This window comes from Streptomyces sp. NPDC058796 (assembly GCF_042745235.1).
In the GTDB taxonomy this organism is placed as follows: domain Bacteria; phylum Actinomycetota; class Actinomycetes; order Streptomycetales; family Streptomycetaceae; genus Streptomyces.
Genome location: NZ_JBHYOP010000003.1, coordinates 196,278 through 218,792, shown reverse-complemented (window position 1 = coordinate 218,792; position 22,515 = coordinate 196,278). Strand labels below are relative to the sequence as shown.

At 68.5% G+C, this 22,515-nt stretch carries 21 protein-coding genes; 11 read left to right on the top strand and 10 right to left on the bottom strand.

The annotated features are described in order from the left end of the window. Positions 1-78 precede the first annotated feature (78 nt). A complete protein-coding gene (locus tag ACFW47_RS09700; protein WP_386305417.1) occupies positions 79-1,548 on the top strand; it encodes a CCA tRNA nucleotidyltransferase in 1,470 nt (489 codons plus the stop codon). Between the two features lie 67 nt (positions 1,549-1,615). Here the strand turns inward: ACFW47_RS09700 and ACFW47_RS09695 are convergent, their stop codons facing one another. The 4 genes from ACFW47_RS09695 to ACFW47_RS09680 all read right to left on the bottom strand — a co-directional run bounded on the left by ACFW47_RS09695 (position 1,616) and on the right by ACFW47_RS09680 (position 5,375). Continuing rightward, on the bottom strand, positions 1,616-2,110 hold the full coding sequence (locus ACFW47_RS09695; protein WP_386280159.1) for a hypothetical protein: 495 nt from the start codon (positions 2,108-2,110) through the stop codon (positions 1,616-1,618). A gap of 122 nt (positions 2,111-2,232) precedes the next feature. Continuing rightward, entirely contained in the window at positions 2,233-3,492 is a 1,260-nt protein-coding gene (locus ACFW47_RS09690) for an MFS transporter (protein ID WP_386280161.1), read from the bottom strand. A gap of 78 nt (positions 3,493-3,570) precedes the next feature. Beyond that, a complete protein-coding gene (locus ACFW47_RS09685; protein ID WP_382718246.1) occupies positions 3,571-4,653 on the bottom strand; it encodes an inositol-3-phosphate synthase in 1,083 nt (360 codons plus the stop codon). Between the two features lie 44 nt (positions 4,654-4,697). Further along, the gene (locus tag ACFW47_RS09680) at positions 4,698-5,375 is read right to left on the bottom strand and encodes a PadR family transcriptional regulator (RefSeq protein ID WP_019324689.1); all 678 of its coding nucleotides are present in this window, start codon (positions 5,373-5,375) and stop codon (positions 4,698-4,700) included. Between the two features lie 664 nt (positions 5,376-6,039). Here ACFW47_RS09680 and ACFW47_RS09675 point away from each other — a divergent pair. Both ACFW47_RS09675 and ACFW47_RS09670 read left to right on the top strand, forming a co-directional pair. Next, complete coding sequence (locus ACFW47_RS09675) at positions 6,040-8,418, top strand: transglycosylase domain-containing protein (RefSeq protein WP_386305415.1); 2,379 nt, start codon at positions 6,040-6,042, stop codon at positions 8,416-8,418. A gap of 120 nt (positions 8,419-8,538) precedes the next feature. Beyond that, a complete protein-coding gene (locus tag ACFW47_RS09670; protein WP_386305414.1) occupies positions 8,539-10,047 on the top strand; it encodes a glycosyltransferase family 87 protein in 1,509 nt (502 codons plus the stop codon). Positions 10,048-10,095: 48 nt separating this feature from the next. Here ACFW47_RS09670 and ACFW47_RS09665 read toward each other — a convergent pair whose 3' ends face one another. The 3 genes from ACFW47_RS09665 to ACFW47_RS09655 all read right to left on the bottom strand — a co-directional run bounded on the left by ACFW47_RS09665 (position 10,096) and on the right by ACFW47_RS09655 (position 12,749). After that, positions 10,096-11,127 (bottom strand): alanine racemase, encoded by a 1,032-nt coding sequence (locus tag ACFW47_RS09665; protein ID WP_386280168.1) that lies wholly within the window; start codon positions 11,125-11,127, stop codon positions 10,096-10,098. A gap of 57 nt (positions 11,128-11,184) precedes the next feature. Further along, entirely contained in the window at positions 11,185-12,306 is a 1,122-nt protein-coding gene (femX, locus tag ACFW47_RS09660) for a peptidoglycan bridge formation glycyltransferase FemX (RefSeq protein WP_272586442.1), read from the bottom strand. A gap of 137 nt (positions 12,307-12,443) precedes the next feature. After that, positions 12,444-12,749, bottom strand: coding sequence for a hypothetical protein (locus ACFW47_RS09655; RefSeq protein ID WP_019324684.1), 306 nt, complete (start codon positions 12,747-12,749; stop codon positions 12,444-12,446). Positions 12,750-13,024: 275 nt separating this feature from the next. Here ACFW47_RS09655 and rpsF point away from each other — a divergent pair, with 275 nt between their 5' ends. From rpsF to rplI, 4 genes are all read left to right on the top strand, one after another. Beyond that, positions 13,025-13,315 carry a 30S ribosomal protein S6 gene (gene rpsF / locus ACFW47_RS09650; RefSeq protein WP_003975025.1) on the top strand — a complete coding sequence of 97 codons (291 nt, stop codon included), beginning with the start codon at positions 13,025-13,027 and terminating at the stop codon, positions 13,313-13,315. Between the two features lie 78 nt (positions 13,316-13,393). Continuing rightward, positions 13,394-13,984 (top strand): single-stranded DNA-binding protein, encoded by a 591-nt coding sequence (locus ACFW47_RS09645; RefSeq protein ID WP_386280171.1) that lies wholly within the window; start codon positions 13,394-13,396, stop codon positions 13,982-13,984. Positions 13,985-14,026: 42 nt separating this feature from the next. Next, the gene (gene rpsR, locus ACFW47_RS09640) at positions 14,027-14,263 is read left to right on the top strand and encodes a 30S ribosomal protein S18 (protein WP_003949403.1); all 237 of its coding nucleotides are present in this window, start codon (positions 14,027-14,029) and stop codon (positions 14,261-14,263) included. An 18-nt stretch (positions 14,264-14,281) separates the two neighbouring features. Beyond that, the gene (gene rplI, locus ACFW47_RS09635) at positions 14,282-14,728 is read left to right on the top strand and encodes a 50S ribosomal protein L9 (RefSeq protein ID WP_003975023.1); all 447 of its coding nucleotides are present in this window, start codon (positions 14,282-14,284) and stop codon (positions 14,726-14,728) included. Between the two features lie 144 nt (positions 14,729-14,872). Here rplI and ACFW47_RS09630 read toward each other — a convergent pair whose 3' ends face one another. Beyond that, positions 14,873-16,210, bottom strand: a complete 1,338-nt coding sequence (locus tag ACFW47_RS09630; RefSeq protein ID WP_386280174.1) for an MATE family efflux transporter — start codon at positions 16,208-16,210, stop codon at positions 14,873-14,875. A gap of 458 nt (positions 16,211-16,668) precedes the next feature. Here ACFW47_RS09630 and dnaB point away from each other — a divergent pair, with 458 nt between their 5' ends. Both dnaB and ACFW47_RS09620 read left to right on the top strand, forming a co-directional pair. Next, on the top strand, positions 16,669-18,147 hold the full coding sequence (gene dnaB, locus ACFW47_RS09625) for a replicative DNA helicase (protein ID WP_386280176.1): 1,479 nt from the start codon (positions 16,669-16,671) through the stop codon (positions 18,145-18,147). A gap of 60 nt (positions 18,148-18,207) precedes the next feature. Continuing rightward, on the top strand, positions 18,208-19,593 hold the full coding sequence (locus ACFW47_RS09620; protein ID WP_386305412.1) for a serine hydrolase domain-containing protein: 1,386 nt from the start codon (positions 18,208-18,210) through the stop codon (positions 19,591-19,593). Positions 19,594-19,649: 56 nt separating this feature from the next. Here ACFW47_RS09620 and ACFW47_RS09615 read toward each other — a convergent pair whose 3' ends face one another. Both ACFW47_RS09615 and ACFW47_RS09610 read right to left on the bottom strand, forming a co-directional pair. Beyond that, positions 19,650-20,102 (bottom strand): GNAT family N-acetyltransferase, encoded by a 453-nt coding sequence (locus tag ACFW47_RS09615; protein ID WP_386280180.1) that lies wholly within the window; start codon positions 20,100-20,102, stop codon positions 19,650-19,652. Positions 20,103-20,125: 23 nt separating this feature from the next. Then, on the bottom strand, positions 20,126-20,590 hold the full coding sequence (locus ACFW47_RS09610) for a MarR family winged helix-turn-helix transcriptional regulator (RefSeq protein WP_386280182.1): 465 nt from the start codon (positions 20,588-20,590) through the stop codon (positions 20,126-20,128). Between the two features lie 139 nt (positions 20,591-20,729). Between ACFW47_RS09610 and ACFW47_RS09605 the strand changes: the two genes are divergently transcribed. Further along, on the top strand, positions 20,730-21,941 hold the full coding sequence (locus tag ACFW47_RS09605) for an MFS transporter (protein ID WP_386305410.1): 1,212 nt from the start codon (positions 20,730-20,732) through the stop codon (positions 21,939-21,941). Positions 21,942-22,054: 113 nt separating this feature from the next. Then, positions 22,055-22,474 (top strand): heme-binding protein, encoded by a 420-nt coding sequence (locus ACFW47_RS09600; RefSeq protein WP_386280187.1) that lies wholly within the window; start codon positions 22,055-22,057, stop codon positions 22,472-22,474. Positions 22,475-22,515 lie beyond the last annotated feature (41 nt).

Sequence of the window (22,515 nt, the reverse complement as noted above, 5' to 3'; positions counted from 1 at the left end):
AGGGGTGCTGATGGGGGTGTTCGGTACGCGATCAATGGGGGCGCGGGGTTCCGCGCGAGCCACGTACCCTTTTCTGTTGTGCCGAACGCCAACGAAGCCAACCCCAGTGTCCCCAGCCAGGAGCAGCGCCGAGCGGTGAGCGAACTGCTGCGGGTCGCCCCGGTCGCCGACGACCTCGCCCGCCGCTTCCAGGAGGCCGGGTTCTCCCTCGCCCTGGTCGGCGGCTCCGTCCGGGACGCGTTGCTCGGCCGGCTCGGCAATGATCTGGACTTCACGACCGACGCCCGCCCGCAGGACGTACTGAAGATCATGAAGCCCTGGGCGGACGCGGTCTGGGACGTCGGGATCGCCTTCGGCACGGTCGGGGCTCAGAAGGCCGCCCGCGTCGGAGACGCTGATCGCAATTGGCAGATCGAGGTGACCACCTACCGGTCGGAGGCGTACGACCGCACCTCGCGCAAACCGGAGGTGGCGTACGGCGACTCCATCGACGACGATCTGGTCCGGCGCGACTTCACGGTGAACGCGATGGCGGTCGCGCTCCCGGAGAAGGAGTTCATCGACCCGCACGGCGGGCTCGAAGACCTCGCGGCCCGAGTCCTGCGCACCCCCGGCACGCCCGAGGAGTCGTTCTCGGACGACCCGCTCCGGATGATGCGCGCCGCCCGGTTCGCCGCGCAGCTCGACTTCGAGGTGGCGCCCGAGGTCGTGAAGGCCATGACGGACATGGCCGGGCGCATCGACATCGTCTCGGCCGAGCGGGTCCGGGACGAGCTGAACAAGCTCATCCTCTCCCCCCACCCCCGCAAGGGCCTGTCCCTGCTGGTGGAGACCGGGCTGGCCGAGCACGTCCTTCCCGAGTTGCCGGCCCTGCGTCTGGAGCGGGACGAGCACCACCGGCACAAGGACGTCTACGACCACACGCTGATCGTTCTGGAACAGGCGATGGCACTGGAGACCGAGGGTCCCGACCTCACCCTCCGGCTGGCCGCCCTGCTGCACGACATCGGCAAGCCGCGCACGCGCCGCTTCGAGAAGGACGGGCGTGTCTCGTTCCACCACCACGAAGTGGTCGGGGCGAAGATGACGAAGAAGCGCATGACCGCGCTCAAGTACTCCAACGAGCTGGTGAAAGACGTCTCGCGCCTGGTCGAGCTGCACCTGCGGTTCCACGGCTACGGCACCGGCGAGTGGACGGACTCCGCGGTCCGCCGGTACGTCCGGGACGCCGGCCCGCTGTTGGACCGGCTGCACAAGCTGACCCGCTCGGACTGCACGACCCGCAACAAGCGCAAGGCCTCGGCGCTCTCCCGTGCCTACGACGGGCTTGAGGAGCGGATCGCTCAGCTTCAGGAGCAGGAGGAGCTGGACGCGATCCGTCCGGACCTGGACGGCAACCAGATCATGGAGATCCTCGGCATCCGACCCGGGCCGGCCGTGGGACAGGCGTACAAGCACCTGCTGGAGCTGCGCCTGGAGAACGGGCCGATGGAGCACGACGCCGCGGTGGGTGCGCTCAAGGAGTGGTGGGCAGCGCAGCAGGGGTGATCATGCGAAGAGCGGGGTCATGTTTCACGTGAAACATGACCCCGCTCTTCGCGCCCGGTTGCGGGCCTTACTTCACTTCCTTGAGGCAGAGGACCACTTTGTGGCTGCTGCTGCCCGTCTGGTAGTAGGCGATCGTCGCCTCCTTGACCGCCTCGCACTTGCTGTCGTCGCTGGTGTTGTCGAACTTCTCGACCACCTCGTACTCCGCGTCACTAGCGGAGCAGTCGACCGTTTTGAGCTCCGGCTCGAGCTGCGTGCCCTCGTTGTGCATGCAGTCACCCACCGCGGTGGTCTCGGCGTCCGACTGTCCCAGGTACCACTTCACCCCGCCGATCGCGGCGGCCACCACGATCACGCCGACGATGCTCAGCAGCTTCTTCTTGAACCGGTTGGAGCGGGAGGGCGGGGGAACGGGCGCGCCGGGCGGGGGGAATCCCGGCTGGCCGGCCTGCTGGGGGAAGCCCTGCTGGCCCTGCGCGTACGGGTTCATGCCCTGGGTCTGCTGCGGAGCGGTCGGCTGGCCCTGCGCGAACGGGTTGCCCTGGGGCGGCGGAGTGGTCACTGGGTTCCCCCTGAAGAGATAGGTGCGTGTCGCGAACATGTCGCGAATAAGACGCACGTAAGCTATCGCTCCCCACTGACAACTCTGTAGCCCAGTGGGGCTTCGTGGCACTGATGTGACACTTACTGGCGCTCAAACCGGGTCATAGCCGCAGCAACCGCTCCGTAGATCACGGCGACTGTCACGATCAGCGTGACCGAGCGGCCGTCCGGGGGCAGCATCAGCGCGGCCACCCCGGCGGCGCCGACGAAGGCGACGTTGAACAGGACGTCGTAGACGGAAAAGATCCGGCCACGGAAGGCGTCGTCGACCGAGGACTGCACCACCGTGTCCGTGGCGATCTTCGCCCCCTGGGTCGTCAGTCCGAGGACGAACGCCGCGACGAGCAGCGGCACGGTGGCGAACGGCAGCCCGAGCACCGGTACCAGCACCGTGGCGGCACCCGCGCACACGGCCATCCAGCGGCCGGGCCCGAGCCGGCCCGCCGCCCAGGGCGTGACCACGGCCGCGGCGAAGAATCCCGCGCCGGAGACACCCAGCGCGAGCCCGAGCAGGGCCAGCCCGTCGTCCGTGTCCGAGGTCAGGGCGTACCGGCACAGCATCAGCAGCATGACCAGCAGTGCGCCGTAGCAGAACCGCATCAGCGTCATGCCCGCGAGAGACCAGGCCGCCTCCCGGCGCGCGGGCGCGGCGAGATGGCGTGCCCCCGCCACCAGGTCGCGGGCGGTGACGGCGAGCGTCGACGCCAGGCGCGGCGCCTGCGTACGGTCCGGCCCGAGCAGGTCCACGGCGATGCGCAGGGACGCCAGTGCCCCGCAGAGGTACAGGGCGGCGCCCAGCAGCACCACGGCGGCGTCGGAGTCCGCCACCACGAGGCGTACGACGAAGGCGAGGCCGCCGCCCGCCGTGGCGGCAAGGGTGCCGGCGGTCGGGGAGAGAGAGTTGGCGATCACCAGGCGCTCGGCGTCGACCACGCGCGGCAGTGCCGCGGACAGACCCGCGAGGACGAAGCGGTTGACGGCGGTGACGCAGAGCGCGGAGACGTAGAAGAGCCAGTCCGGCACGGAGGCGATCATCAGGACCGCCGTCAGCGAGGCCAGCACGGCGCGCAGCAGGTTGCCGTAGAGGAAGACCTGCCGGCGGCGCCAGCGGTCCAGGAGGGCGCCGGCGAAAGGGCCCACCAGGGAGTAGGGGAGCAGCAGGACCGCCATCGCGGAGGCGATCGCGGCGGGCGAGGTCTGCTTCTCCGGGGAGAAGACGACGTAGGAGGCGAGCGCGACCTGGTAGACGCCGTCGGCGCCCTGGGAGAGCAGGCGCACGGCGAGCAGGCGCCTGAATCCCTTCAGGCGCAGCAGGACGCGCAGGTCACGGACGACGGCCATGGGGCACAGCCTCACATACGGGAAAGGTCCCCGGGTCACGTGACCCGGGGACCTCCGACGTGCCGGAGCCGGCGCTCGTCAGCGCTCGACCTCACCGGCGATGAACTTCTCGACGTTGGCGCGTGCCTCGTCGTCGAAGTACTGGACCGGCGGGGACTTCATGAAGTAGCTCGACGCCGACAGGATCGGACCGCCGATGCCGCGGTCCTTGGCGATTTTCGCGGCGCGCAGGGCGTCGATGATGACACCCGCGGAGTTCGGGGAGTCCCAGACCTCGAGCTTGTACTCCAGGTTCAGCGGGACGTCACCGAAGGCGCGGCCCTCGAGACGGACGTAGGCCCACTTGCGGTCGTCGAGCCACGCGACGTAGTCCGACGGGCCGATGTGGACGTTCTTCTCGCCCATGTCCCGGTCGGGGATCTGCGAGGTGACGGCCTGCGTCTTGGAGATCTTCTTCGACTCGAGGCGGTCGCGCTCGAGCATGTTCTTGAAGTCCATGTTGCCGCCGACGTTCAGCTGCATCGTGCGGTCCAGGACTACGCCCCGGTCCTCGAACAGCTTCGCCATGACGCGGTGCGTGATGGTGGCGCCGACCTGCGACTTGATGTCGTCGCCGACGATCGGGACGCCCGCCTCGGTGAACTTGTCCGCCCACTCCTTGGTGCCGGCGATGAAGACCGGGAGGGCGTTGACGAAGGCGACCTTGGCGTCGATGGCGCACTGGGCGTAGTACTTCGCCGCGTCCTCGGAGCCGACGGGCAGATAGCAGACGAGGACGTCGACCTGCTTGTCCTTGAGCACCTGGACGATGTCGGCCGGCTCCTCGGCGGACTCCTCGATGGTCTCGCGGTAGTACTTGCCGAGACCGTCGAGAGTGTGACCGCGCTGGACCTGGACGCCGCTGTTCGGCACGTCGCAGATCTTGATGGTGTTGTTCTCGGAGGCGCCGATGGCGTCCGCCAGGTCCAGGCCGACCTTCTTGGCGTCCACGTCGAAGGCGGCGACGAACTCGATGTCACGGACGTGGTAGTCGCCGAACTGGACGTGCATCAGGCCCGGGACCTTGGACGCCGGGTCGGCGTCCTTGTAGTACTCGACGCCCTGCACCAGCGATGCGGCGCAGTTGCCCACGCCGACGATGGCTACGCGAACCGAACCCATTCCGGTTGCTCCCTGTGTGTACGAGTGAGGCCCTGACTGGGCGCTCACGTGGCGGTGTCGCCGGGCGTATCCGGCCGGGGGTCGTCCCCGGGCCGGGGCAGGCCGCCCGTCGCTCCAGATGTCGTGTCCTGTTGAGCGGTCCCCTCCGCGGCGGAGCCCCTCAGGTCCCGCCCCGCCCGCTCGCTCTCGATGAGCTCGTTCAGCCAGCGCACCTCGCGCTCCACGGACTCCATTCCGTGGCGCTGGAGCTCGAGCGTGTAGTCGTCGAGTCGCTCCCGGGTGCGGGCCAGGGAGGCCCGCATCTTCTCCAGGCGCTCCTCCAGCCGGCTGCGCCGGCCCTCGAGAACGCGCATGCGCACGTCACGCGACGTCTGGCCGAAGAACGCGAAGCGAGCGGCGAAGGTCTCGTCCTCGTACGCGTCCGGGCCGGTCTGTGAGAGGAGCTGCTCGAAGTGTTCCTTGCCGTCGGCCGTCAACCGGTAGACGATCTTGGCGCGCCGCCCCGTGAGGGAGGCCGCGGCCTCGCCGACGTTCCCCGGCTCCTCGATCAACCAGCCGTTGGCGACCAGCGTCTTGAGGCAGGGGTAGAGCGTCCCGTAGCTGAACGCCCGGAACACACCCAGTGATGTGTTGAGTCGTTTGCGCAGCTCGTAGCCGTGCATCGGGGATTCGCGGAGCAGGCCGAGTACGGCGAACTCAAGGATGCCGGAACGCCGGCTCATCGTCGCCTCCTCTCGCCCTTATGCCGCGCTGATGTATCGACTCGATACATCAGCACGATAGAACGAGCTTCCGTGCGCGACAAGAGGGGGATCGGTGAACGGGATCACATCAGGGTTTCATCACGAGCAAGTTGCCTGATTTGAGATGAACTTCGGGGCTCGGGGGTTTTGGCGGTGCGTAGTCTGTGCGCCATGCAGACCACCGGGAACCGAGTGACGCCTGGGGGCGTCCCTGTCCCCGGTGCAGTACGGGTGAATGCGGTAGGGACCGCATCCGTACTTCGGGGGGACCGGAAACCAGCCGCCTTTACCAGGCGCGCAAAGGTGCGCCTGCCCGAGGAGTAGTCGTTCGATGAGCGAGCACCGTCGCAAACCGCCGCAGCCGCAGGGAGGCGGACGTGCCGCGGCCCGACGCGGCCAGTCCGGCTCGTCCTCCGGCCGCCGCGCGGCACCGCGGGGCGCCACAGGGTCTCCGTCCGGCTCGTACGGCCATGAGGGCGAGGAGCGTCCGTACGGGAGCCGCGCCGAAGCCAGGCGCGCGGCACAGCGCAGCGGAGGCGGCCGACGCAGAGCGGCCGAGCCCGGTCGCGGCGGCCGGCGGGCCGCTTCCGGCGGCGCGGCAGGACCCGGGCGGGGCCGCGCGGCCGCGACCGGCAAGAAGCGGTTGATCGACTACCCGCGCCACGACAAGGACGGGTGGCGCCGATGGGTGCCCTCCTGGAAGCTCGTCGCCGGGCTGTTCATCGGCTTCTTCGGCACCGGAGTGGCTGCCGCGGGCCTCGCCTACGCCATGGTGCAGGTTCCCGACCTGGACAAGACCGCTACGGCGCAGAACAACGTCTATTACTGGGCCGACGGCTCGCAGATGGTCGCCACGGGCGGTGAGCGAAACCGCCAGATCGTGAGCCTCCCGCAGATTCCCGAGGCGATGCGCAACGCCGTCATCTCCCAGGAGAACAAGACCTTCTACTCCGACAGCGGCATCGACCCCAAGGGCATCGCCCGTGCCGTGTTCAACATGGCCAGGGGTGGCGACACCCAGGGTGGTTCCACCATCACCCAGCAGTACGTGAAGAACGCGATGCTGAACGACCAGTCGCAGACCATCTCCCGCAAGGTCAAGGAGATCTTCGTCTCGATCAAGGTCGGCGCCGAGGAGCCGAAGGACAAGATCCTCGAGGGCTACCTGAACTCGGCGTACTACGGCCGTGGCGCCTACGGTATCCAGGCGGCGGCCCGTGCCTACTTCAACGTGGATGCGGTCGACCTCAACCCCGGCCAGTGCGCCTTCCTGGCGGCGACGCTCAAGGGCGCCACCTACTACGACCCCGCGGGAGCGACCTCGATCGACCCGGCCGCGACTCCGGAGGCCAACCGTGAGCGGGCTCAGCGGCAGATGCAGGACACGCTCGACAAGATGGTCGAGTACGGGCATCTGAGCCAGGAGGACAGGGCAAAGTTCCCCGATCTCCCCGAGGTGAAGAACCCGCAGTCGAACTCGCAGCTGGGCGGGCAGATCGGCTACCTCGTCAGGCTCGCCAAGTCCTCCGTGGTCAAGAACGGAGTGGTGACGGAGCAACAGCTGGAGAAGGGCGGCTACTCGATCTACACGACCTTCGACAAGAAGAAGGTCGAGGACCTCGAGAAGGCGGTCCAGAAGGTTTACAAGGAGAACATCGACCCGAAGAAGCGGCCTGAGAAGGACACACACGTCCAGTTCGGCGGGGCGTCCGTCGACCCCGAGACCGGGGCGATCAGGGCCATCTACGGCGGTGAGGACGCGACCAAGCACTTCACCAACAACGCGGACGTGACCGGTGCCCAGGTCGGTTCGACGTTCAAGCCCTATGTGCTCGCGGCGGCGATGAAGTGGGGTGTCCGGGACCCCGAAGGCCCCCCGACCCAGGCGCAGGACGAACGAACCGTCGTCTCGCCGCGGAGTCTCTACAGCGGCGAGAACGACTTCAAGGTCAAGGAATACGACGGGACGGTCTGGAAGAACGAGAAGGGCGAGCAGTGGCTCCAGGAGAACGACGGTGAGCTGTCGGTCGGTGAGGCACCCGACTACATGATCGACCTCAGAGAGGCCATGCGGGAGTCGGTCAACTCGGCCTACGTGCAGCTCGGCATGGATGTCGGCCTCGACAAGGTGGAGGAGGCCGCCGTCGACTCCGGACTCCTCAAGGACAGTCTGGCGGGTACGTCCTACCCGTCCTTCTCTCTCGGCATCTCCGACCCCAGCGCGATCCGTATGGCGGGTTCGTACGCCACCTTCGCGGAGAGCGGCAAACAGCGTGATCCCTTCTCGGTCACCAAGGTGACGAGCAAGGACGGCACGATCTTCACGCACAAGGTCGAGACCAAGCAGGCATTCACCGCGCAGGTCGCGGACAACGTGACCGATGTCCTGAAGACCGTCGTCGAGGACGGTACGGGTTCGAACGCTCAGCTGCCCGGTCGTGAGGTGGCCGGCAAGACCGGTACCACCGACGGAAACAAGTCCGCGTGGTTCGTCGGCTACACCCCGCAGCTGTCGACCGCCATCAGCATGTTCCGCTACCCGGACGACGAGACCATCAAGAACCGTACGTTCCTGGAGATGTACGGAACGGGTGGCCAGAAGCAGATCCACGGTGCGTCCTTCCCCTCCATCATCTGGAAGGACTACATGGAGGACGCGCTGAAGGGCACCAAGCCGCAGAAGTTCCCGAAGCCGGAGCCCATCGGGGAGGTCGTCAACGACGCCCCGCCGCCGAGCCCGACTCCTTCGCCCTCTCAGAGCGAGGAGGAGACGAGTCCGTCGCCGTCTGCGTCGCCGAGCCAGAGCGAGACGACCAGTCCCTCGCCCTCACCGAGTGACACCTGTGGTATCTGGGAGTGGGACTGCGACACCGGGAACAACGGCGGCAATGACAGCGCCGGCAATGATGCGGGAGGCGCGGACACCAGTCCGTCCCCCTCGACATCTCCCAGTCCGACAGGCGAAGAGGACGACAGCAGAGGAAATCAGAACGGTGGCCTCTTCGCCGGACCGAACGGCTAGTCCCAGAAGAGCACCGCATGAGCGTTTCACGTGAAACGCCCGCACGTTTCACGTGAAACGGGGCCGCCGCACCCGCCAGGGCGCGGCGGCCCCGGCCGTTTCCCAGACACGTACGGCAGGATGTGCCCCATGCCCAGTGCAGAATCGACGCCAGCGAGCGTGCGCGAGCCGGATTCGGTGCGGCCGACCCGGGAGGACGCGGTCGCCGCGGCCGGTAGTGAGCTGATCGGCGGCCCGGTCGGGCGGCGTGCCCTTGTCGGGACGTCCTGGTGGACGCCTGTGCGGGTGATCGCTCTCGTGGCGATCGGTATGTTCGCCCTCGGCCTGGTCCAGAAGGCGCCCTGCTACAACGGAGCCTGGTTCTTCGGTGCCAGTTCCCAGTACACGCACGCGTGCTACTCGGACATCCCGCACCTGTACCAGGGACGCGGGTTCGTCGACGGCCTGGTGCCGTACTTCGACAAGCTCCCCGGCGACATGGAGTACCTCGAGTACCCGGTGCTGACCGGCGTGTTCATGGAGGTCGCGTCCTGGCTCACCCCCGGCAGCGGCTCCATCCAGCACCAGGAGCAGTGGTACTGGATGGTCAACGCCGGGATGCTCATGGTGTGCGCGGCCGTCATCGCCGTCTGCGTGACCCGCACCCACGCCCGGCGGCCCTGGGACGGACTGCTGGTCGCCCTCGCGCCCGCCTTCGCGCTGACCGCCACCATCAACTGGGACTTGCTGGCGGTCGCCCTGACGTCCGTCGCCCTCCTCATGTGGTCGCGGAGGCGCCCGGTGGCCTTCGGCGTCCTGCTGGGCCTGGCCACGGCTGCCAAGCTCTACCCGTTCCTGATCCTGGGGCCGCTGCTGGTGCTGTGCTGGCGTGCCGGAAGATGGCGGGAGTTCGGCAAGGCTCTGGGAAGCGCGGCGGTCGCCTGGCTGGTGGTGAACCTGCCGGTGATGCTCTTCGCGTTCGAGGGCTGGTCGAAGTTCTACACGTTCAGCCAGGAGCGGGGGGTCGACTTCGGCTCCTTCTGGCTGATCCTGGCCCACAACTCCGACAACCCGCCCAGCACCGAGACCGTCAACACCTTGGCCACGCTCCTGATGCTGCTGTGCTGCGGCGCCATCGCGGCGCTCACCCTCACGGCACCCCGGCGCCCCCGGTTCGCCCAGCTCGCCTTCCTGATCGTCGCGGCGTTCATCCTCACCAACAAGGTCTACTCACCGCAGTACGTGCTCTGGCTGGTGCCGCTCGCCGCGCTGGCCCGGCCGAAGTGGCGTGACTTCCTGATCTGGCAGGCGTGCGAGGTCGCGTACTTCCTGGGCATCTGGATGTACCTCGCCTACACGACCAGCGGCGACGCCCACAAGGGTCTGCCGACGGACGGCTACCACTGGGCCATCGGCGCGCACCTGCTGGGAACGCTGTTCCTGTGCGTGATGGTCGTGCGCGACATCCTGATGCCGGAACGGGACCCGGTCCGCCGCACGGGCGACGACGACCCCTCGGGCGGGGTGCTCGACGGCGCGCAGGACGTCTTCGTCCTGGGACCCGCGGCTCATACCGGGCAGCACGCCGCTCACTTCGAGGGGCCCCAGGTGCAGTGGGGAGTGAGCAGGCAGACGGGCGGTTCGCCGTGAGCGAACGCCGGGAAGGCCGTACACGGACGCCCGTGTACGGCCTTTTCGCTAGCGGTCGAGAAGCCGGTCGAACTGCGTGGTGGTGTGCCGCAGATGGGCCACCAGCTCGTCGCCGACCGTGGGCTCCGGCGCGTCCGAGGGCACGAACAGGATGGAGACCTGCATGTGCGGCGGCTCCGCGAACCAGCGCTGCTTGCCGCCCCAGACGAACGGCGAGAGATTCCGGTTCACCGTCGCGAGGCCGGCCCGGGCGACGCCCTTGGCGCGCGGCATGACGCCGTGCAGCGCCTTCGGCGCCTCCAGGCCCACGCCGTGCGACGTACCGCCCGCCACGACCACCAGGAATCCGTCGGAGGCCGCCTTCTGCTGCCGGTACCCGAAACGCTCCCCCTTGGCGACGCGGGTGACGTCCAGGACCGCACCGCGGTACTCGGTGGCCTCGTGATCCCCCAGCCACAGCCGGGTGCCGATCCGGGCCCGGAAACGGGTCTGCGGGAACTGCTGCTGGAGCCGGGCCAGCTCGTCCGCCTTGAGGTGGCTGACGAACATCGTGTGCAGCGGAAGGCGCGCCGCACGCAGGCGGTCCATCCAGCCGATGACCTCCTCGACGGCGTCCGATCCGTCGGTGCGGTCCAGCGGCAGGTGGATGGCGAAGCCCTCCAGCCGGACGTTCTCTATGGCGGCGTGCAGCTGCGGCAGGTCCTGCTCGCTGATGCCGTGCCGTTTCATCGAGGACATCACCTCGATGACCACACGCGCGCCCACGAGGCCGTACACGCCGTCCACGGACGACACCGAGCGCACGACCCGGTCGGGCAGCGGCACCGGCTCCTCACCGCGCCGGTACGGCGTCAGCACCAGCAGGTCGCCGCCGAAGAAGTCCTTGATCCGGGCGGCCTCGTACGTGGTGCCGACGGCCAGCACGTCCGAGCCCAGCCGCGTGGCCTCCTCCGCCAGCCGCTCGTGCCCGAAGCCGTAGCCATTGCCCTTGCAGACCGGGACCAGCCCGGGGAACTGCTCCTGCACGTGCTTGTGATGCGCCCGCCAGCGCGCGGTGTCGACGTAGAGGGTGAGCGCCATGGCCGGACCTGGAACCTTTCTCGTGGCTGTCAGAGGTGCGGGTGGGGATGAGAGGGGTCAGCGGCGCGACATGTAGATGTCGAGCGCCTTGTGGAGCAGCTTGTTCAGGGGGAAGTCCCACTCGCCGAGGTACTCGGCCGCCTGCCCGCCCGTGCCGACCTTGAACTGGATCAGGCCGAAGAGATGGTCGCTCTCGTCCAGGGAGTCGGAGATGCCGCGCAGGTCGTAGACGGTGGCGCCCAGCGCGTAGGCGTCACGGAGCATCGCCCACTGCATGGCGTTCGAGGGCCGGACCTCGCGGCCGATGTTGTCGGAGGCGCCGTAGGAGTACCAGACGTGACCGCCGACGACCAGCATCGTCGCCGCCGAGAGATTCACCCCGTTGTGCCGGGCGAAGTACAGCCGCATGCGGTTGGGGTCCTCGTTGTTGAGGGCCGCCCACATGCGCTGGAAGTACGACAGCGGGCGCGGCCGGAAGTGGTCGCGCACGGCCGTGATCTCGTACAGGCGCTGCCACTCCTCAAGATCGTGGTAGCCGCCCTGGACGACCTCGACGCCGGCCTTCTCGGCCTTCTTGATGTTGCGGCGCCACAGTTGGTTGAAGTTCTTGTGGACCTCTTCCAGGGAGCGGTTGGCCAGCGGCACCTGGAAGACGTAGCGGGGCTGCACGTCGCCGAAGCCGGCGCCGCCGTCCTCACCCTGCTGCCAGCCCATGCGGCGCAGCTTGTCGGCCACCTCGAAGGCGCGCGGCTCGATGTGGTCGGCCTCTATGTCGCGCAGGCGCTTGACGTCGGGGTCCTGGATGCCCTTCTTGATGGACGCGGCGTCCCAGCGCCGGATGATCACCGGCGGGCCCATCTTCACCGAGAAGGCGCCCTGCTGCTTCAGGTGCGCCAGCATCGGCTCCATCCAGTCCTGGAGGTTCGGCGCGTACCAGTTGATGACCGGGCCCTCGGGGAGGTAGGCGAGGTAGCGCTTGATCTTGGGGAGCTGCCGGTAGAGGACCAGGCCCACGCCGACCAGCTGACCGGTCCGGTCGTCGAACCAGCCGAGGTTCTCTGAGCGCCATTCCGCCTTCACGTCCGCCCAGGCCGGGACCTGCATGTGACTCGCCGCCGGCAGACTCTGGATGTAGGCCAGATGCTGCTCGCGACTGATGGTCCTCAGGGTCAGGCTCATTCGGGGCGCTCCTCGGGCTGGTGTGTCCCCATGGGTACAGGGGCTCCGGCTCTCGCGCGAAGCCTACTGCGCCCTGTGAGCGCCCCGTCCGGCGTACGGGTACAAGGGGGTCCGCGGTGGCCGGGCGGCGACCGGGATCAGCCGAAGAACCCACCGTGGTTGATGCCGAAGAACAGACCGAGCGCGGAGCCCCCGAGCGCCAGTACCAGGCCGAATCGCTCACGCGTCGTCACCGAGATGAGCTGGCCGTATCCGGCGGTCAGGACGCCCAGCAGCCCCGCCCATGAGGTCAGGACGTGGAGCCCGCGGAAACTCGCGGTGGCCAGGGCGAGCACGGCCAGGACGAGGCCCACGGCCAGCAGGGTGTCCTGGAGGGGGTGCGGTTTGCCGTCGGTGGCCAGCAGACCGGTCCGGGGCTTGGCGGGTCGCATGATCTGTGCCATGGGGAACCTCCTGCCGAAGGCAGTGTGTCGTGGCCCTCACATCCGCTGAGTACCGATTGTGTCCCCTCACCGCCGGATTTCAACCGCAAGCCGGTGGGCGGGTACTCTGTACCTTCTGCACTGGTGTCTCCTGCCGTCCACGGCCGGGCGTCTCCTCGGACGAAGCCCGATTGTCAGTGGGTCCTGGTTTACTCGTTGATGCCGGTGCCAACGCATCGCAACCCTCCTGCCACGGAACGACCGTGGCCGCTGAGTCCAAAGGAGGTGGGTTCCACATGCGTCACTACGAGGTGATGGTCATCCTCGACCCCGATCTCGAGGAGCGCTCTGTCTCCCCGCTGATCGAGAACTTCCTCTCTGTCGTCCGTGACGGCGGCGGAAAGGTCGAGAAGGTCGACACCTGGGGCCGTCGTCGTCTCTCGTACGAGATCAAGAAGAAGCCCGAGGGCATCTACTCGGTCATCGACCTGCAGGCCGAGCCTGCGGTCGTCAAGGAGCTCGACCGCCAGATGAACCTGAACGAGTCGGTCCTCCGGACCAAGGTCCTCCGTCCCGAGATGCACTGAGCCTTCCCGCTCAGCTGATCCCGGGATCCGAGTAGCAGCAACCAAGCAGCCAGAGCAAACCCGCCGAGAGGTTCCCCCATGGCAGGCGAGACCGTCATCACGGTCGTCGGCAATCTTGTCGACGACCCCGAGCTGCGCTTCACCCCGTCCGGTGCGGCCGTCGCGAAGTTCCGTGTCGCGTCGACCCCCCGCACCTTCGACCGCCAGACGAACGAGTGGAAGGACGGCGAGAGCCTCTTCCTGACCTGCTCGGTCTGGCGTCAGGCGGCGGAGAACGTCGCCGAGTCGCTCCAGCGAGGCATGCGCGTCATCGTGCAGGGCCGGCTGAAGCAGCGGTCGTACGAGGACCGTGAGGGCGTCAAGCGCACGGTCTACGAGCTGGACGTCGACGAGGTCGGCGCCAGCCTGCGCAGCGCCACGGCCAAGGTCACCAAGACCTCGGGCCAGGGGCGCGGTGGCCAGGGCGGTTACGGCGGCGGTGGCGGCCAGGGTGGCGGCGGCTGGGGCGGCGGCCCCGGCGGCGGCCAGCAGGGCGGCGGCACTCCGGCCGACGACCCCTGGGCGACCGGCGCTCCCGCCGGCGGCCAGCAGGGCGGTGGCCAGGGTGGCGGCGGCTGGGGCGGCGGCTCCGGCGGCGGTGGCGGCTACTCGGACGAGCCCCCCTTCTAGGCGGGCTCCACCCACACTTCTTGATCACACAGGAGAAACATCATGGCTAAGCCGCCTGTGCGCAAGCCGAAGAAGAAGGTCTGCGCGTTCTGCAAGGACAAGGTCACGTACGTGGACTACAAGGACACGAACATGCTGCGGAAGTTCATCTCCGACCGCGGCAAGATCCGTGCCCGCCGCGTGACCGGCAACTGCACCCAGCACCAGCGTGACGTCGCCACGGCCGTGAAGAACAGCCGTGAGATGGCGCTGCTGCCCTACACCTCCACCGCGCGATAAGGGAAGGGTGACCGACTCATGAAGATCATCCTCACCCACGAGGTCTCCGGCCTCGGTGCCGCGGGCGACGTCGTCGACGTCAAGGACGGTTACGCTCGCAACTACCTGATCCCGCGGAAGTTCGCTATCCGCTGGACCAAGGGTGGCGAGAAGGACGTCGAGCAGATCCGTCGTGCTCGCAAGATCCACGAGATCCAGACCATCGAGCAGGCCAACCAGGTCAAGGCCCAGCTCGAGGGTGTGAAGGTCCGTCTGGCCGTCCGCTCCGGCGACGCCGGTCGTCTCTTCGGTTCCGTCACCCCGGCCGACGTCGCTTCGGCGATCAAGGCCGCCGGTGGTCCCGAGGTCGACAAGCGCCGCATCGAGCTGGGCTCGCCGATCAAGACCCTGGGCGCTCACGAGACGTCCGTGCGTCTGCACCCCGAGGTTGACGCCAAGGTCAGCATCGAGGTCGTCGCTGCCTGAGCCTCGCTCCGGCTGAAGCGATGAGATGGGGCCGCATCTCCCGAACGGGGGGTGCGGCCCCATCTTCCCTAGTCCCGTCTTCGGTAGGCCCCGTACATTTCAAGCGCCGTGTTTCACGTGAAACACGGCACTCGCGTGGAACGCTCAGCGCGTCGCACCCGTGACGACCCAGCGGCCCGACCGTGTACGGGCCCACAGCGTCACCAGGCGCATCGCCATCATGAGCGTCATGGCCGCCCACAGCGCGGTGAGGCCGCCGCCGAGCGTCGGGACCAGCAGTGCCGCCGGAGTGAAGACGGCCAGAGTGAGCAGCATGGCCCAGGCGAGATAGGGGCCGTCTCCGGCCCCCATCAGGACGCCGTCCAGGACGTAGACCACTCCGCAGACCGGCTGCGACACGGCCACGATCACCAGTGCGGGCAGGGCGGCGTCCTTGACCGCGGAGTCGCCGGTGAAGAGGGGCAGGAATGCCGGGCGGGACAGCACCACGAGCAGACCCAGGACTACTCCGACCGCTACACCCCACTCGACCATCCTGCGGCAGGCATCGCGGGCACCTTGGGTGTCACCGGCCCCCAGGTAGCGTCCGATGATGGCCTGTCCTGCGATGGCGATCGCGTCGAGGGCGAAGGCGAGCAGGCTCCACAGTGACAGGATGATCTGGTGGGCCGCGATGTCGGCGTCGCCGAGGCGAGCCGCCACAGCCGTGGCGATCATGAGGATGGCCCGCAGCGAGAGGGTGCGAACGAGCAGCGGGACTCCTGCCTGGGCTGAAGTCTTGATGCCGGCGATGTCCGGTCGCAGGGAGGCACCGTGCCGGTGTGCTCCACGGATCACCACCCAGAGGTACACCGCTGCCATGCCGCACTGGGCGATGACGGTGCCCCAGGCGGAGCCGGCGATGCCGAGACCGGCGCCGTAGACGAGTACGACGTTGAGGACGGCGTTGGTGACGAAGCCGGCCACGGCCACGTAGAGCGGGGTCCGGGTGTTCTGCAGTCCTCGCAGGACACCGGTCGCGGCCAGCACGACGAGCATGGCGGGGATGCCGAGGGCGGAGATCCGCAGGTACGTGATGGCGTACGGAGCCGCGGTGTCGGAGGCGCCGAAGAGCTGCACGAGGGAGGGGGCGGTGGGCAGGACGACGGCGATGACTGCGGCGCCGAGCAGGAGTGCCAGCCAGATGCCGTCCATGCCCTGACGGATCGCGGATTGCAGATCGCCCGCGCCGACTCGGCGGGATACGGCCGCCGTCGTTGCGTAGGCGAGGAAGACGAATACGCTGACGGCCGTCGTCAGCAGCGCGGAGGCGATGCCGAGTCCGGCGAGTTGTGCGGTGCCGAGATGGCCGACGATCGCACTGTCCGCCATGACGAAGAGGGGCTCGGCGACGAGCGCGCCGAAGGCCGGGACGGCCAGCGCGATGATCTCTCGGTCGTGCCGGCGCCGGACGGTCCGGGAGCGCTCGGAAGCCTGTGTCATGAGCACCAATCTAATCGTCCACAGGTAAGCGATGCAAAGCTTTTGTGACCCTTACCTCTCGTCTGGTCCCGTGGGTTGCCCGGCACTGTTCGGGGCGATCTTGATCTGAGTGGGAAAGTTTTTCTTCTGCACAGGGCGTGGACGGTAAAGACGCAGTTCAGCGGCGTTTCCTCAGGAGAGGCGAGGGCTTGTTCACAGGGCTGTCCACCGGGTCGTGCACAGGTTTCGGGGAGTTCTCCACAGCATCTGGCCCGTCGTCCACATGGCCTGTGGATAACCAGATTGGCTGACGCTGCCGAGGGGCCTACGGTTGTCCGGCGCCTGCTCCGTCCGCCGACTTGTGAACCCTCACAAAACCGACGCGCCACAACCGGAGTTGGGCGTCTTATTTGTCAGTGTCGTGCCGTAGAAATGAGGGCACGGCGAGGTCCGCTCGGCGGACAGGAGGAGGTGGCTCGGTGAGCATTTCCGAGCCCTTGGACGACCCGTGGGCCGACAGCGGTCCCAGTGATCGTCTGCCCGCTTCCCGCCGCCGGGGAGACAGCGGCCGCGGCCGCGACGAACAGCACGAGCGCGGTCCGGACAGCGCTGGCTGGGACGGTGGCGGGCCGTCGTTCGAGCGGGTCCCGCCGCAGGACCTGGACGCCGAGCAGTCCGTCCTCGGTGGCATGCTCCTGTCCAAGGACGCCATCGCCGACGTCGTGGAGATCCTCAAGGGCCACGACTTCTACAAGCCGGCTCACGAGACGGTCTACCAGGCCATCCTCGACGTCTATGCCAAGGGGGAGCCGGCCGACCCCATCACGATCGCTGCCGAACTCACCAAGCGCGGTGAGATCAACAAGGTCGGTGGCGCCTCCTATCTGCACACCCTCGTCCAGACCGTGCCGACGGCCGCGAACGCCGCCTACTACGCGGAGATCGTGCACGAGAGGGCCGTGCTGCGCCGCCTGGTGGAGGCCGGTACGCGGATCACCCAGATGGGATACGCGGCCGACGACGACGTCGACGAGATCGTCAACCGTGCCCAGGCCGAGATCTACGCCGTCACCGAGCAGCGCACCAGCGAGGACTATCTGCCGCTCGGCGACATCATGGAGGGCGCGCTCGACGAGATCGAGGCGATCGGCTCGCGCAGCGGTGAGATGACCGGTGTGCCGACGGGGTTCACGGACTTCGACTCCCTGACCAACGGTCTGCACCCGGGCCAGATGATCGTCATCGCGGCGCGTCCCGCGATGGGTAAGTCCACATTGGCGCTGGACTTCGCGCGGGCGGCGTCGATCAAGAACAACCTTCCGAGCGTCATCTTCTCGCTCGAGATGGGGCGCAACGAGATCGCCATGCGTCTGCTGTCCGCCGAGGCCCGCGTCGCGCTCCACCACATGCGGTCCGGCACCATGACGGATGACGACTGGACCCGCCTGGCCCGCCGGATGCCGGACGTCTCGGCTGCCCCGCTCTACATCGACGACTCCCCGAACCTGTCGATGATGGAGATCCGCGCCAAGTGCCGTCGGCTCAAACAGCGCAACGACCTCAAGCTGGTCGTCATCGACTACCTCCAGCTGATGCAGTCAGGCGGATCCAAGCGTGCCGAGAGCCGTCAGCAGGAGGTCTCGGACATGTCCCGCAACCTGAAGCTCCTGGCCAAGGAGCTGGAGATCCCCGTGATCGCGCTCTCCCAGCTGAACCGTGGCCCCGAGCAGCGCACCGACAAGAAGCCGATGGTCTCCGACCTGCGTGAGTCCGGTTCCATCGAGCAGGACGCCGACATGGTCATCCTGCTGCACCGTGAGGACGCCTACGAGAAGGAGTCGCCGCGCGCGGGCGAGGCCGACCTGATCGTGGCCAAGCACCGTAACGGTCCGACGGCCACGATCACCGTCGCCTTCCAGGGCCACTACTCGCGCTTCGTGGACATGGCGCAGACCTGATCCCCGCGGCGCGCGGAAATCGGTTCGACGTGTGAGGCCCTGACGGGTGGACTGGGGGGCATGACGACACCTCAGGAAGAGCTGCTTCCCGCAACTCGCCGGGCCCTTTTGCACCGGATCGCCGTGGCCCAGACGGAGGGGCGTGCACCGTCGCTCGTCGCCGCGGTCGTCCGGGACGGCCGAACCGTCTGGCACGGTGCGCGGACTTCGGTGGACGGTCACGGACCGGACGAGAACGTGCAGTACCGGATCGGCTCGATCACCAAGACGTTCACCGCTGTGCTCGTGCTTCGGCTGCGTGACGAGGGCGCGCTCGATCTCGGCGATCCGCTGGAGAAGCACCTGTCGGGTACGGGGGCGGGAGAGGCCACGATCGCCGAGTTGCTGGCCCACTCCGGCGGTCTGGCCGCCGAGTCGCCCGCGCCGTGGTGGGAGCGGATGCCGGGCTCGCTGCGGCCCGAGCTCGACGATGTGCTGGGCAAGCAGCCGCTCCTTCACCCGGTGGGCCGTCGGCACCACTACTCGAACCCCGGGTACACGGTGCTCGGCGCTCTGGTGGAGAAGGTACGCGGTGCTTCGTGGGAGGAGGTGCTGCGGGAGGAGGTGCTCAAGCCACTGGGGCTGAACCGGACGGCCGGGCATCCCCAGGCGCCGTATGCCGGCGGCTGGGCGGTGCATCCATGGGCGGACGTGATGCTGGCGGAGCCCGCCGAGGATCTCGGGCGGATGGCCCCGGCCGGTCAGCTCTGGTCCACCACCGGGGACCTGGCCCGGTTCGCGGCCTTCCTGGCGAAGGGGGACGACAGGGTGCTGAGCTATGAGTCCGTGAGGGAGATGCGAGGGCCGGCGGCGCCGATGGAGGCCGCGGATGTCGCGGACGGGGCGGCGTACGGTCTGGGGCTGCAGATCCAGCATCGGGACGGACGGCTGCTCGTGGGGCACTCCGGGTCGCTTCCAGGCTTCCTGGCCAACCTCACGATCAGCGTGGAGGACGATGTCGCCGCAGTGGTGCTGGCCAACTGCACGTCCGGGCCGCTGCTGGCCGGAGTCGGCGCCGATCTCGTGCGCGTCGTCGCCGAGGCGGAGCCCAGGATCCCTGAACCGTGGCGCCCGCTTCCGGACGTCGACACATCCGTCCTGGAGCTGGCCGGCCAGTGGTACTGGGGCACGCATGCCTTCGCCCTGAGGTTGACGTCCGACCGGGGGGTCTCGCTGGAGCCGTTGTCGGGCGCCGGCCGCCGTTCGCGCTTCCGGGCGAACGGTGACGGTACGTGGACCGGGCTGGAGGGGTACTACGCCGGGGAGTCGCTGCGAGCCGTGCGACGGCCGGACGGGACCGTGAGTCACCTGGACCTCGGGTCGTTCGTGTTCACGCGCCAGCCGTATGACGAGGGTGCGCCTGTGCCGGGAGGGGTGGACCCGGAGGGGTGGCGCGGGATCGGCTAGGCAACTCGCACGCCTCGGCGGGTGGCTCTGTTTCACGTGAAACAGAGCCACCCTTCTCAGAGCTGAAGCTTGAAGCCGGTGTGCGAGGCCGAGAAACCGAGACGCTCGTAGAAGCGGTGCGCGTCGGTGCGGGTCTTGTCGGAGGTGAGCTGCACCAGTTGGCATCCCTGCCGGCGGGACTCGTCGACGGCCCACTCGATGAGCTGCGTGCCCAGGCCGCCACCGCGTTCGTCGGCGTGGACCCGCACACCTTCGATGATCGACCGGGTGGCGCCGCGCCGGGACAGTCCGGGCACGATCGTCAGCTGCAACGTGCCGACCACCCGGCCGTCGCGGACGGCGACGACCACGTGCTGGTTCGGGTCGGCGCTGAGCCGTTCGAACGCGGTCAGGTACGGGCTCAGGTCGTCGGGCGACTCGCGCCGGGCGCCCAGGGGGTCGTCGGCGAGCATCGCGACGATCGCGGGGAGGTCGTCCTCGGCGGTGGGCCGTATCTCAAGATCTGCCATGGCCGCACCCTACGCAGGGAAGGTCAGGCGGGCACTGGTGTTTTGAGCGTCTCGACGACCCGGACCAGCGGAGCCAGGTCGGGGTTCTTGGCGGCTTCGTCGAGAGCCTCGCGCAGGGCGGTGTCATTGGTGGGTCGTGCCTCGTCCAGCAGCTTCAGGCCGGTCGCGGTGACGTTGGTGTAGATGCCGCGGCGGTCGGTGGGACATAGGTAGCGCTCGAGCAGCCCCCGGTCCTCGAGCCGGGTGACCAGGCGCGTGGTGGCGCTCTGGCTGAGGACCACGGCGTCCGCGACCTGCTTCATCTGCAGATGCCCGCCGTCGCCCTCGTGCTGCCGACTGAGCACCTCGAGCAGGGAGTACTCGCGGACGCTCAGGTCGTGTCCGGCCTGCAGGGCGCGCTCGATGTGGGCCTCGATCCTCCCGTGCAGCAGGGAGAGGGCGCACCAGCCCTGGGAGAGGGCGGTGAGCGCGGGATCCGTCGCTGTCATGTGTTTCCTCCGTCCCGGAGCCGCTGAGACCAGGGTAGACCAGTAGCGCGATTGCCAGCGTTTGCAATTAACCCGCGTCTGCAATTATTGTTGGCGCACGTAAAGCGCTCCTGCAATCCACTGGGAAGGTATCCCCTCCATGCCTCTCGCGCTTCTGGCCCTCGCGATCGGGGCCTTCGGTATCGGAACCACCGAGTTTGTGATCATGGGCTTGTTGCCCGAGGTCGCGAACGACTACGGGGTCTCCATCCCCACCGCCGGCTTCCTGGTGACCGGGTACGCGCTCGGCGTGATGTTCGGTGCCCCGCTGATGACCGTGCTGGGCACCAAGGTCCCGCGCAAGCGGATGCTGATGCTGCTGATGGGCCTGTTCATCGTCGGCAACCTGCTCTCCGCCCTCGCCCCCGCCTTCTCCGTCATGCTGGTCGGTCGTGTCGTCGCCTCCCTTGCCCACGGAGCCTTCTTCGGCATCGGCTCGGTCGTCGCGGCCGACCTGGTCGCTCCGCACAAGAGGGCCGGCGCGATCGCGATGATGTTCACCGGGCTGACCGTCGCCAATGTCGTCGGCGTGCCACTGGGCACGCTCATCGGACAGTCCGCCGGCTGGCGCGTCACCTTCGCGGTCGTCGCCGCTCTCGGCGTCGTCGGCCTGGCCGGTGTCGCAAAGCTTGTCCCCGACATGCCCAAGGCGGAGGGCGTGAGCCTGCGGCACGAACTGGCCGCGTTCGGGAACGTCCAGGTCCTGCTCGCAATGGCCATGACGGTGCTCGGCTTCGGGGGTGTCTTCGCGGCCATCACCTACATCGCGCCGATGATGACCCACGTCGCGGGCTTCGCCGACGGTTCGGTCACCTGGCTGCTGGTCCTCTTCGGCCTCGGCATGGTCGGAGGCAACCTCGTCGGCGGCAGGTTCGCCGACCGCGCCCTGATGCCCCTGCTGTACATCTCCCTGGGCGCGCTCGCCGTCGTCCTCGCCCTCTTCACGCTCACCGCACACGACAAGACCGCGTCGGCCGTGACCGTCTTCCTGATCGGCGCCCTCGGCTTCGCCACCGTCCCGCCGCTGCAGAAGCGCGTCCTGGACCATGCGCACGGCGCGCCGACGCTGGCATCGGCGGTCAACATCGGCGCCTTCAACCTCGGCAACGCGCTCTCCGCCTGGCTCGGCGGCGTCGTCATCGCCGCCGGCTTCGGCTACACCGCCCCGAACTGGGTCGGTGCCGCGCTCGCCGCGGACGCCCTGCTCCTCGCCCTCCTCTCGGCCGCCCTCGAGCGGCGCGAGTCCGCCGCCGGCGCCGTCGTCGCGGGCTCCGTCCCCGCCGAACAGCGGACCCCCGCCGTACACCGCTGAACGATCCCGGCCGCCGGATCGCGGGGCCAGGGCCGTTCCCGCGCCCCTGCGGCCACCCCGGCCTCGAGACCACCGAGGCACGTACCACTCAGCACCACCAAGGAGAACCGCACATGACCACCACCGCTGTCGCCCCGCTGACCATCGAGGATGCCGAAGCCCTCGTCACCGCCGCCCACCGCGCCGCCGAGGCGGCGGGGGTCACCGTCAGCGTCACCGTCCTCGACGCGGGTGGTCACCTCCTGGCCTTCCGGCGCGACGACCGGGCCGTGCTGATCTCCGGGGAGACCAGCACCCGCAAGGCCTACACGGCGCTCCAGCTGGACTCACCCACCGCCGACCTCGTCGACGCCGTCCAGCCCGGGGGCCTCTTTCACACGCTGCCCACCGCGCTCGACCGGCCGCTGCTGTTCATCGCGGGCGGCGTGCCCGTGCACCGCGACGGCCGGCTGATCGGCGCGATCGGGGTCGGCGGCGGAGCGCCCGAGCAGGACCACGCCTTCGCCGCGGCCGCCGTGGCGGGGCTCGGCTGACGGCAGCCGCCGACCGCACGAGGCCGGTTCCCGGAACGTCA

What these genes read in the sequence shown, in the direction of transcription:
- ACFW47_RS09690 (WP_386280161.1), bottom strand. Translation starts at nt 3,492, where the DNA reads ATGGCCGTCGTCCGTGACCTGCGCGTCCTGCTGCGCCTGAAGGGATTC.
- ACFW47_RS09685 (WP_382718246.1), bottom strand. Translation starts at nt 4,653, where the DNA reads ATGGGTTCGGTTCGCGTAGCCATCGTCGGCGTGGGCAACTGCGCCGCA.
- ACFW47_RS09680 (WP_019324689.1), bottom strand. Translation starts at nt 5,375, where the DNA reads ATGAGCCGGCGTTCCGGCATCCTTGAGTTCGCCGTACTCGGCCTGCTC.
- ACFW47_RS09670 (WP_386305414.1), top strand. Translation starts at nt 8,539, where the DNA reads ATGTGCCCCATGCCCAGTGCAGAATCGACGCCAGCGAGCGTGCGCGAG.
- ACFW47_RS09665 (WP_386280168.1), bottom strand. Translation starts at nt 11,127, where the DNA reads ATGGCGCTCACCCTCTACGTCGACACCGCGCGCTGGCGGGCGCATCAC.
- femX (WP_272586442.1), bottom strand. Translation starts at nt 12,306, where the DNA reads ATGAGCCTGACCCTGAGGACCATCAGTCGCGAGCAGCATCTGGCCTAC.
- ACFW47_RS09655 (WP_019324684.1), bottom strand. Translation starts at nt 12,749, where the DNA reads ATGGCACAGATCATGCGACCCGCCAAGCCCCGGACCGGTCTGCTGGCC.
- rpsF (WP_003975025.1), top strand. Translation starts at nt 13,025, where the DNA reads ATGCGTCACTACGAGGTGATGGTCATCCTCGACCCCGATCTCGAGGAG.
- ACFW47_RS09645 (WP_386280171.1), top strand. Translation starts at nt 13,394, where the DNA reads ATGGCAGGCGAGACCGTCATCACGGTCGTCGGCAATCTTGTCGACGAC.
- rpsR (WP_003949403.1), top strand. Translation starts at nt 14,027, where the DNA reads ATGGCTAAGCCGCCTGTGCGCAAGCCGAAGAAGAAGGTCTGCGCGTTC.
- rplI (WP_003975023.1), top strand. Translation starts at nt 14,282, where the DNA reads ATGAAGATCATCCTCACCCACGAGGTCTCCGGCCTCGGTGCCGCGGGC.
- ACFW47_RS09630 (WP_386280174.1), bottom strand. Translation starts at nt 16,210, where the DNA reads ATGACACAGGCTTCCGAGCGCTCCCGGACCGTCCGGCGCCGGCACGAC.
- ACFW47_RS09620 (WP_386305412.1), top strand. Translation starts at nt 18,208, where the DNA reads ATGACGACACCTCAGGAAGAGCTGCTTCCCGCAACTCGCCGGGCCCTT.
- ACFW47_RS09615 (WP_386280180.1), bottom strand. Translation starts at nt 20,102, where the DNA reads ATGGCAGATCTTGAGATACGGCCCACCGCCGAGGACGACCTCCCCGCG.
- ACFW47_RS09610 (WP_386280182.1), bottom strand. Translation starts at nt 20,590, where the DNA reads ATGACAGCGACGGATCCCGCGCTCACCGCCCTCTCCCAGGGCTGGTGC.
- ACFW47_RS09605 (WP_386305410.1), top strand. Translation starts at nt 20,730, where the DNA reads ATGCCTCTCGCGCTTCTGGCCCTCGCGATCGGGGCCTTCGGTATCGGA.
- ACFW47_RS09600 (WP_386280187.1), top strand. Translation starts at nt 22,055, where the DNA reads ATGACCACCACCGCTGTCGCCCCGCTGACCATCGAGGATGCCGAAGCC.